This window comes from Sinorhizobium sp. 22678, from assembly GCF_052044265.1.
Lineage (GTDB): Bacteria > Pseudomonadota > Alphaproteobacteria > Rhizobiales > Rhizobiaceae > Sinorhizobium > Sinorhizobium meliloti_A.
The window spans coordinates 1-8,885 of sequence record NZ_JBQEMS010000051.1; the positions used below are offsets into that span (position 1 = coordinate 1).

Below are 8,885 nucleotides of genomic sequence, written 5' to 3' on the forward strand. Positions count from 1 at the left end.
AGAGGCGGCGTCGATCAGTCAGATTCAGCTGCGAATAGCGTCGGGACATTCCAAAATCTCCAAGGGGAACCCATTGAAATCATTGGCATGTCGCACTTGGAAATAGAATGTACCAGCCCGTTTCAGAAGATCGCATAACGTATCGGCCGGAACCTGTCTGTGGACTGGGAACAGAGCTTGGAGCGGACTGTTGCTACCATTAACGCAATTTTGGTAACAACTCCCGGGTGACATTGTAGCGATTTTCTGCTATTACCATCTATGCGAACATGGTAACAACGCAATGCAGAACATCTCGCACACCTACCAGACGCTCTACAGCGAGCTCTCGCAGCGATCTCTTGATGGCTCGTTCGCAGGCGAGTTCAATGTAGAAGGCCGGTTTATCACTGCTGAGGTGAAAGGGCGTCGATACTGGTACTTCGATCTACCGGATGGGGCGGGCGGCAAGAAGCGAACATACGTCGGCCCTGTCGAGGATCCTGAGATCACAAGACGGGTCGAAACTTTCAAAGATTTAAAGGCAGGCATCCGTGAGCGCCGAAAGTTGGTGTCAACTCTCGTGCGCGAAGCGTATCTACCCCGCCCGGAAAGGCAAACGGGGGACATTGTGCAGGCGTTGGCTGAGGCCGGTTTTTTCCGGTTGCGTGGCGTCCTGATCGGTACCGTCGCCTACCAGTGTTATCCGGCAGTATTAGGCGTTCGCCTGCCGGGGACGGCAATGCTTACGGCCGATGCGGATTTCGCTCAGTTCTATTCGATTTCGGTGGCTGTGGACGATCAAGTGCCGCCCATGCTCGAGACGCTGAAGAAGGTCGATCCGACATTCAGGGAGATCCCTCACCAAGCCGACGGTCGCTTCGCAACGCAGTACGCGTCTCGGAAGGGCTACAAGGTCGAATTCCTTACTCCAAATCGTGGTTCTGACGAATATGGCGGGCGACCGACACCCATGCCCGCACTCGGCGGAGCTGCGGCTCAGCCACTCCGATTCCTCGACTATCTGATTTACCATCCGATCCGAGCCGTTCTGCTGCACGGTGCCGGCGTGCTGGTGAATGTCCCCGCTCCGCAGCGGTACGCCATTCATAAACTCATCGTCGCCAGCCGTCGCCTGACGGACGATGACGGCATGGCGAAGAGTCGCAAGGACCGAGCACAGGCTGCCACCATAATGGAAGCCATGATCGAAACGCGACAGACGGAGGACTTGGCCGACGCCTTCATGGAAGCGTACGACCGTGGTCCAGCCTGGAAAGAGGCAATTCGCAAGAGCATAGACCAGCTCGAGATTGATGTTCGTCATCGTATTCGATCAGGGCTTACCGAGGGTATCCACAAGTTGGAGGAGAATCCCAACAACTACGATCTCCGGGAGAGAACTACGGCTTCACCCAAGTGAGACGCTGGTTGAACAGAGATCTTTTCTCAACCAAGGAGCCTCCAAAGGTAAGCCTTCTGTGCTGAGAAGATCGCCCCGACGCAAGCGTGCGATAGTCAGTAAGAGGGGCGTAGCTCCTAGCCGAGCCGAAGAGGGTGAGGATATCTGAGTTCGATCAACAACGGCAGGCTGCTCTTGCGGTGGTGCGCTGCTCGACGTTTTCGCATGCGAAGCTATCTACCTCCTGAGCAGCGGGAAGCCGTCTCGTAGTTGCCGCTCTGGTCCCTGATCTCTGATCGGAGGGAGGATCGATATGCCGTTCCGTCCTGCGAAAGCACTTGCCACGGCGACCATGCTCCTTGGCTTGCCGGCGTTTGCTGAGGACACTGTGCGGGTATCGGGTTGGGGCGGGTCCGAGGTCGCCATCGTCAACGGCTTATTAACCAACGTTCTTGCCGACGAGCTCGAAAAAGCCGGCATCACGGTAACGTACGAACCCGTTGATGGCGACTTTTCGCAATTCATTATCAACGGCCTTTCGGCGGGCACCGCTCCAGACCTCTTCTACGTCGATATCTTCTGGGCGCGCTCCATTTTCAGCGCCGGGCAAGCAGCACCGGTAACGGAGGACGTTTTCGGTTTTGCAGCCAATCTCCTCGAAGCCTTCACCTATGATGGGAAGCTTTACGCGATCCCGAAGGACTTCAACACGCTGGCGGTACATTTCAACAAGGACATCTTCGATGATGCGGGAGTTGCCTATCCAAGCGACGACGATACCTGGACGACGCTGCAGGAGAAACTCGTAGCGGTGCACAAGGCTCTTCCGGAGGTCGATGGCCTCTGCATCGTTCCGGAATATGCCCGCTTCGGCGCCTTTGCAGTGTCGACGGGCTGGCGCCCTTTCGACAGTCGGGGAAAAACTATGCTCGATGAGCGTTTTCAGCGGGCTTTCGATTTTTACACCGGCCTCGTGAAGTCTGGGGCCGCCGTTATGGCCGCCGACGCAGGTCAAAGCTGGAGCGGCGGTTGCTTGGCGTCCGAGCGGGCTGCCACAGCGATCGAGGGCGCCTGGATCATCAGCGCCCTGCGCGATAGTGCTCCAAACATGAGCCTCGGCACTGCCCGGATGCCGAAAGACCCTGAAAGCGGCAAACGAGGAAATATCGTCTTTACCGTCGGTTGGACCGTCAATGCGGCCTCGAAAGTCCGTAAGGCTGCTGCAAAGGTCGCTGAGCTCCTGACCACAGAGGAGGCCCAGCAATGGGTTTTGGAGCAAGGGCTGGCCCTCCCGAGCAGGACCGCACTGGCTCACAACCCCTGGTTACGGGGCGGCCAGTCCGAACAGATGACAAGCCGAGTGGTTTTTGAAGGCCTCTCGGACGATCACGTCACGCCATATTTCTTTGGAAACGTCGGAGGAAGTTGGATGCAGCCAATCAATGCTGCGCTCAATGCTGTCATCCTCGGGGAGGCGGATGCCGACACCGCTTTGGCATCGGCACAAAGCGTCTTCGATCGGATGCTCGCAAAGTAAGGCCGAGTTCTCGGATGCGCAACGTGAAGCAGGGCACCTGCGGGAGGGGATGCATGTCGCGAGCAGGTTCGGAAGAGAGGAGCGGCTGGCTCTTCGTATTGCCCTTTACAATCTCGATGGCGCTGTTTTTCGTCTACGCGATCGTCCGGACAGCCTGCTACAGCTTTACCGATTTCGACTTGTTCAAGGGACCGGGCTTCGTCGGGCTGTCCAATTACACTGCACTCGTCTCCGATGAACTTTTCCTTATCGCCCTGCGCAACACGATCGGCTTCTCGCTCATCGTCACAACAGTCCAGAGCATGCTTGCGCTTGCCCTGGCGGTTCTCGCGAATCATGCCGTCCGGGCGAGGGGGCTCATTCGTACGGTGTTTTACCTGCCATCGATCATGTCCAGTGCGGCCATGACGCTTATCTTTCTCTGGCTTTTTCAGAGAGATGGCTTCATGACCGCGATTGTCAGCGTCGTGCTTACTTATCGCGGGCACATTCTATCGTTCTTCATGGGCTTGGTTGCGTTGCAGGGCGCACTCGTTCTCAACGCGCGGCGCAGCTATGAAGGGATCTCCATCCTCGATCCCTTCTTTCTGCTCGCGGCCGCCTTTGGCGCATTGACGCTTGTCGTTACCTGCGCCCTCTCGGGATTGCTGCCTGTTTTCGATAACGATCTGCTTATCTCATGGCTAAATACCCAGCAGCATTTCCTTTTCATGCCGGTCACGCTGTGGTCCGTGGCGTTGATGAATGTCTTCACGACGGTTCCGACGCTGATGCTGCTGTTCCTGGCGGGGCTACAGTCGATCCCGAACGCCTTGTACGACGCAGCCGAGATCGACGGGGCCAACGCTTTCCAGCGATTTCGCCACATAACCGTGCCGGCGCTCAGGCCGGTGACCTTCGCCGTCGTTACGATGGGCGTTATCGGTACTCTGCAGATGTTCGACCAGGTCGCTATTCTGGGAGATGCGGCGCCCCTCGCAAGCCGCGTCACGCTTGCCTACTACATTTATGAGAACGCCTTTCCGGCTGGCGCCTCGTCCAGGATTGGCGTGGCGAGTGCCGCTGCGCTCGTCCTTGGCATTCTCACAATCGCAGTCGTCTACGTGCAAAAATCGGTTGGTGTGAAGGAAAGGGCCGACTGATGGCGAGGATGACCGCCGTGACTGCTTCGCCCCCGCGCCGCCGTCTGCCGGTTGTCGCACTCCGCCGGCGGCAGCTTGCGGCACGCGCCTGGTTGTATATGACCTTTCTTGCCGTCGCGACCGTGATGGGGGGGATGTTCGTTCTTGCCTTCATGGCGAGCCTGAAGGTCGATCCACTCGAAAGACCATTCCGCATCTATTTCGATCAAATCAATCCGGCCGCATGGATTGCCGCGGCGCGTTTGGGACATGAGGGCGCGGGCGACGCTTTGTGGGGAGGGTTTTCTTATGGAGCCAAAGTCGAGTTCAGTGTCACCTACGCGGCGGTCGCCGACATCGTCGAACCGAAGGCCGAGATTCCTCGTCGGCGCCCGGGATCGGGCATCGCCGCTGCGCTCATGCGGGACTATGCGGCGGATTACGCGTCGATTGCCCTGAAAAGTTCCAGTTCGGCAACGATGGAGGTTCATGACGAAAGCGGCATTCGGCGAGTGTGGCAGACTCGAACATTCGTCTATGAGATCGCCTACCGTACCGACCGCCGGAACGGGCCGCGGATCGAACGCACGCCGCTCAATCTGACCGCTCCGCCTTCTCAAACGCTTATCGACAGTCCGATTTCGCCATCGCAATCCGAGCGTCGTGGACGTCTGCTGAGTTGGGACAACATCACACCAGGCGCTCTCGGGTTGATCTTCAACAACTACCGGCGAGTTATAAACGAGACGGCTGACCTGCAGACAGGGAAGAGCCTGTTCGGAAGCTGGCTGGTCAATAGTCTTGCCATCGCTACCGGGCGCCTGGTCCTGACGCTCGTCGTCGCCAGCCTTGCCGGATATGCGCTCGCGCGGCTCAAGTTCAGGGGCAGCCGGCTACTGTTCGCAGCACTGATCTTCTCAATGACGATTCCGGCGCAAGTGACCTTCGTCTCAAACTATTTGATTTTCCGGGACCTGTCGCTTCTAAATACCCCCTGGAGCGTAATCGTTGTTTTCGTCGCCTCGGCCAATGTCCTGTTAATGAAGCAGTTTTTCGAGGGGTTCCCAAGAGAGATAGAGGAAGCTGCCATCGTCGATGGCGCTAACCGTTTTCAGGTCTTTTGGAAGATCGTTCTGCCAAACGCCAAGCCGGCTTTGTTGGTCAACGCGATTCTCGCCTTTCAAGGCGCTTGGAACGACTTCTTTTGGCCCCTTGTCCTTATCACCAGCCCACCTGAAGCGCTGACGGTCCAAGTCGGGCTCCTCAGCCTACGTCGTTCGTTTGGGGGTGTGCAGGGCGATTGGGGCCTCGTTCTGGCAGGTGCGTTCCTCTCGGTCGTGCCGGTCCTCATCCTTTTCGTGCTCTTCCAGCGGCACATTGTCCCCACTCAGTTTACTAAGGGCGTCACATAAACTCCCGGTTTGGTGGCTACCCGGAGAGATCGTCCAGGCCGGATAGTCTGACACAGCGCCGTCTCAGACGGCGGCAAGCATAGGCGGGCAGGAACCGCATTGCGACTTAGATAGGCTCCGACAATCCGGCTTGTCAGCTCCAGCTTCCGCTCCGCATTGCTCGAACCCGATTCGCTCAATATCGTCTCCTTTGCTTGCTGTCGTTCAGTTCGGTTCGGTCAAAGTGCAGGTATTTCGGCCGGAACGAAGGCGGCAGACGGTTATTTCCGGAAGGGGCGCCGCAAGCGAAACTACCAGCCGCCGGAGGCGTTCTTCATCCCGTGAGTTTAACATCAGGAGAACAGCCAATGGCGGACGACAGCACCACGACAATCCGGGCCACGTTCGAAACACGCGAAGCAGCCGATCTGGCGGTCGAGCATCTGGTCCAGCAGCACGGGATTTCGAGGCCCGATATCTTCGTTCAGTCGGCAAGCGACCGGAACACTGCGGGTGCGAGGCCTTCGGGCGGGGATGCCTCTCATGACGGGGGCGCCCGTCGAGACGCGCCGCTCGCAGGCGAGATCGAGGTCTCGGCCGATATCGCGTCCAGCCAGGTCACCGCCGTCCGGCGCAGTCTTGGAGATGCCGGCGCCATCCGTGTGTCGAGCCGCTGAGCATGGCCAACAATCTTGCAAAATACAGCGCCATACGTGATTTCAAGAAGACTAGCGAACCGAGCGGCGAGACGCATGTCAGATCAAGGCGGACAGGGTGATCTCTGCACGCGCGTTGGGACGCCGATCGCCGCCTCTGGACGGTGCCCTACCGCTCATTTGAAGAACTCCGGCAACGCTGGCCGGCAATCGAGGCGGCCGCCGAGCGCAATGAGCCGGAAGCAAGGCGGGCGCGGCGCGAGGCGATCGAGGGGACCGAGCAGGACGAAGCACGCAGAGCCAGGACAAGGGAGCGGCGGCGGAAGCGCTACCCGGCTCCCAGCAATGACGCCCCGCCCTTGGATCGCGCGATCGGCACGCATGTCGGCGTCGTGTTCTTTATCGGCACTGACGGAGAACTGGCGGACCCACCACGGTCAGCGCATTCTACTTTCCCGCAGTGGATGGCGAGGAGTATGTCTGGGCGTCGTGGCGGCCGGGCTCGCTGGACGAACTAGTGGCAACTTGGCCGTCGCGGACGCCACCGGAACAGCACGAACTGAATCGCGGCTGGTGGATGCCGACGCCCGAGGAGTTACGAGACGCGCGCCGCAACGCCAGATCCAGACGGCGGGTCAAAAAGCGCCAGCATAATGACAACTGATCCGCTGAAAGACCAGAGGAGAGCGCTTGAGGCGTTCCAAAGCCTGCCGCCGATCGAGCCGCGCGAACTCGTCGGCCTATGAAAAGGGCGTAGCATTCCGGCCGGCCATTCGTTCGACGGTGTGATGGAAAATTTCGACTGGTTCGGCAAGCGCTTCAACTCGGACATGCGCGCGGACGCCTTGCTGTTTCGCTCAGGCGAGCGCCGCCTGATCGCCATCGATACAAGGTGGATACCGCTTGGCCTGACGCTGCGTTTCCACCAAGTCGGCAGGACGCGGGTCGCGGGAAACCTGTTTTCATATATTGAGCGCCGTCTTCGGGCACTTCAAGTGTCCGTTGTTAGACCAGGCGATACCTTATAGGTTGGAACGACACCCGGGAGATTGGAAACATGGCGCTCAAGCGGATGGACAACGTCGGAATCGTCGTCGAAGATCTCGAAGGGACGATTGAGTTCTTTCGCGAGCTCGGCCTCGAGCTCGAAGGGCAGGCCACGATCGAAGGAGAATGGGCGGGACGTGTTACTGGGCTGGGCGATCAGCATGTCGAAATTGCCATGATGCGCACCCCTGATGGACACAGCCGGCTAGAGCTCTCCCGCTTCCTCAGGCCATCTGTCGTCGCGGATCACCGGAACGCCCCGGTCAACGCTCTCGGCTACCTCCGCGTCATGTTCACCGTCGACGACATCAACGAGACGCTGGACAGGCTTCGCAGCCGCGGCGCGCAGCTCGTAGGCGAAGTCGTCGACTATGAAGACGTCTATCGGCTCTGCTACATCCGTGGGCCCGAAGGGCTTCTCATCGGACTCGCCCAAGAACTCGGCTGAGCAACATGTCAGAAGTATGGTGCAGCGCTTTGCCAAGGCGGCGCCGAGATTGCCGCCGGCGCCGGTAACGTCTTGGACAATCACCTGCTGGCCGAGATCCTCTTTGCTTGAGTTCACAACGACTCACTCTGGCACATTTCGATGCCGTGCGGGGGCCGTCCACCCCAACAGAAGCGAGCACTCGGCGAGGGATCGAACTTACAAGGTATTGACGCAAAGCCCGTTACAGAAGATCGCTTACTCGTTGGGGCTTGAGCGGCGAAAGATTGCAAGCAGTCCTTTATTCATCGGCCTGAGGTGCCTGGGCGCCTAGCCCTTATACTCTCGATGTGCGGCAGCGGTGGGCACTGGCGAAACAGAGCATGGTTGTTGTCGGGCGACATGCACAATTGACCCCCTAGCGACACAAAGAACTGACCCCTCTCGTTAGAGAGGAGGAATAGATGTCGATTGAGAATTCGATGAATCCTGCATTGCCGAGAGGGATGCGGGGAGATGCGATGCTTGAACCTGACGAAGTGATGTCGATGGTGCGTCTGCATAAGAGTGGCTGGGGAGCCAAACGGATAGCGAAGGAATTCAAGTGCGCCCGCAATACGGTTCGCCGTTATCTCCGGGAAGGCGGGACTATTGCTTACAAAGGACGCCCGCGCGCGTCGGCGCTGGATGGTCTGGATGAGTGGTTGCGGGAGCGCTTCTTCCGCCACGAAGGCAACGCGGACGTCATTCGCCAGGAGCTGGAAAGCGAGCACGGGATCGCCATCAGCCTACGGCAGGTGGAGCGCCGGGTTCGGGAATGGCGGCGTGAACTGAAAGCGCAGAAGCGGGCGACGGTGCGCTATGAGACGGCGCCTGGCCATCAGATGCAGATCGATTTCGGCGACACGCGGGTCTGGATCGGCGGCGAGCGGGTGCGGATTCATGTGTTTGTCGCCACGCTCGGCTATTCGCGCCGGCTGCATATCCGGGCTTCGCAGCGGCAGCGGCAGACGGACTGGTTCGAGGGGATGGAGGGCGCTTTCCTGCGCTTTGGCGGCGTTCCCGCGGAAGTGCTGATCGACAATGCGAAGGCGCTGGTCGAGCACCATGATGCGGTGACACGCGAGGTCAGGTTCAATGCCCGGCTCCACGCCTTTGCCCGTTACTGGGGCTTCAGGCCGCGCGCCTGCGCTCCGTATCGGGCGCGCACGAAGGAGCAGACATCACGATGCACCTTGTTGGATTTGTTGAGCGTCCATTAACCGGGGTTGGCGGCTACCATAGCGGCCGCCGACGCCTTTTGCGAGTCTGACGTTGCCCGGTGG

At 59.2% G+C, this 8,885-nt stretch carries 6 protein-coding genes and 3 pseudogenes; all 9 read left to right on the forward strand.

Translation table 11 applies throughout. The features are described 5' to 3' along the window. Positions 1–283: 283 nt before the first annotated feature. A complete protein-coding gene (locus ACTJKL_RS31765; RefSeq protein WP_440854743.1) occupies positions 284–1,402 on the forward strand; it encodes a nucleotidyltransferase family protein in 1,119 nt (372 codons plus the stop codon). Positions 1,403–1,694: 292 nt separating this feature from the next. Next, on the forward strand, positions 1,695–2,918 hold the full coding sequence (locus ACTJKL_RS31770; RefSeq protein ID WP_440854744.1) for an extracellular solute-binding protein: 1,224 nt from the start codon (positions 1,695–1,697) through the stop codon (positions 2,916–2,918). Between the two features lie 53 nt (positions 2,919–2,971). Further along, positions 2,972–4,060, forward strand: coding sequence for a carbohydrate ABC transporter permease (locus tag ACTJKL_RS31775; RefSeq protein ID WP_440854745.1), 1,089 nt, complete (start codon positions 2,972–2,974; stop codon positions 4,058–4,060). After that, complete coding sequence (locus ACTJKL_RS31780; protein ID WP_440854746.1) at positions 4,060–5,451, forward strand: carbohydrate ABC transporter permease; 1,392 nt, start codon at positions 4,060–4,062, stop codon at positions 5,449–5,451. The genes ACTJKL_RS31775 and ACTJKL_RS31780 overlap by 1 nt, the downstream gene beginning before the upstream one ends. Before the next feature lie 347 nt (positions 5,452–5,798). Then, positions 5,799–6,107, forward strand: coding sequence for a hypothetical protein (locus tag ACTJKL_RS31785; protein ID WP_275598820.1), 309 nt, complete (start codon positions 5,799–5,801; stop codon positions 6,105–6,107). A gap of 107 nt (positions 6,108–6,214) precedes the next feature. Beyond that, positions 6,215–6,750 (forward strand): annotated as a pseudogene (locus tag ACTJKL_RS31790) (hypothetical protein); the annotation flags it as partial. Beyond that, positions 6,740–7,075, forward strand: a pseudogene (locus tag ACTJKL_RS31795) (GXWXG domain-containing protein); the annotation flags it as partial. The pseudogenes ACTJKL_RS31790 and ACTJKL_RS31795, both read left to right, overlap by 11 nt. 68 nt (positions 7,076–7,143) lie before the next feature. After that, entirely contained in the window at positions 7,144–7,581 is a 438-nt protein-coding gene (locus ACTJKL_RS31800; protein ID WP_102762681.1) for a VOC family protein, read from the forward strand. 443 nt (positions 7,582–8,024) lie between these two features. Then, positions 8,025–8,789, forward strand: a pseudogene (istA, locus tag ACTJKL_RS31805) (IS21 family transposase); the annotation flags it as partial. Between the last annotated feature and the right edge of the window lie 96 nt (positions 8,790–8,885).

Coding starts and splice junctions, on each gene's coding strand:
- ACTJKL_RS31765 (WP_440854743.1), top strand. CDS start 284: ATGCAGAACATCTCGCACACCTACCAGACGCTCTACAGCGAGCTCTCG.
- ACTJKL_RS31770 (WP_440854744.1), top strand. CDS start 1,695: ATGCCGTTCCGTCCTGCGAAAGCACTTGCCACGGCGACCATGCTCCTT.
- ACTJKL_RS31775 (WP_440854745.1), top strand. CDS start 2,972: ATGTCGCGAGCAGGTTCGGAAGAGAGGAGCGGCTGGCTCTTCGTATTG.
- ACTJKL_RS31780 (WP_440854746.1), top strand. CDS start 4,060: ATGGCGAGGATGACCGCCGTGACTGCTTCGCCCCCGCGCCGCCGTCTG.
- ACTJKL_RS31785 (WP_275598820.1), top strand. CDS start 5,799: ATGGCGGACGACAGCACCACGACAATCCGGGCCACGTTCGAAACACGC.
- ACTJKL_RS31800 (WP_102762681.1), top strand. CDS start 7,144: ATGGCGCTCAAGCGGATGGACAACGTCGGAATCGTCGTCGAAGATCTC.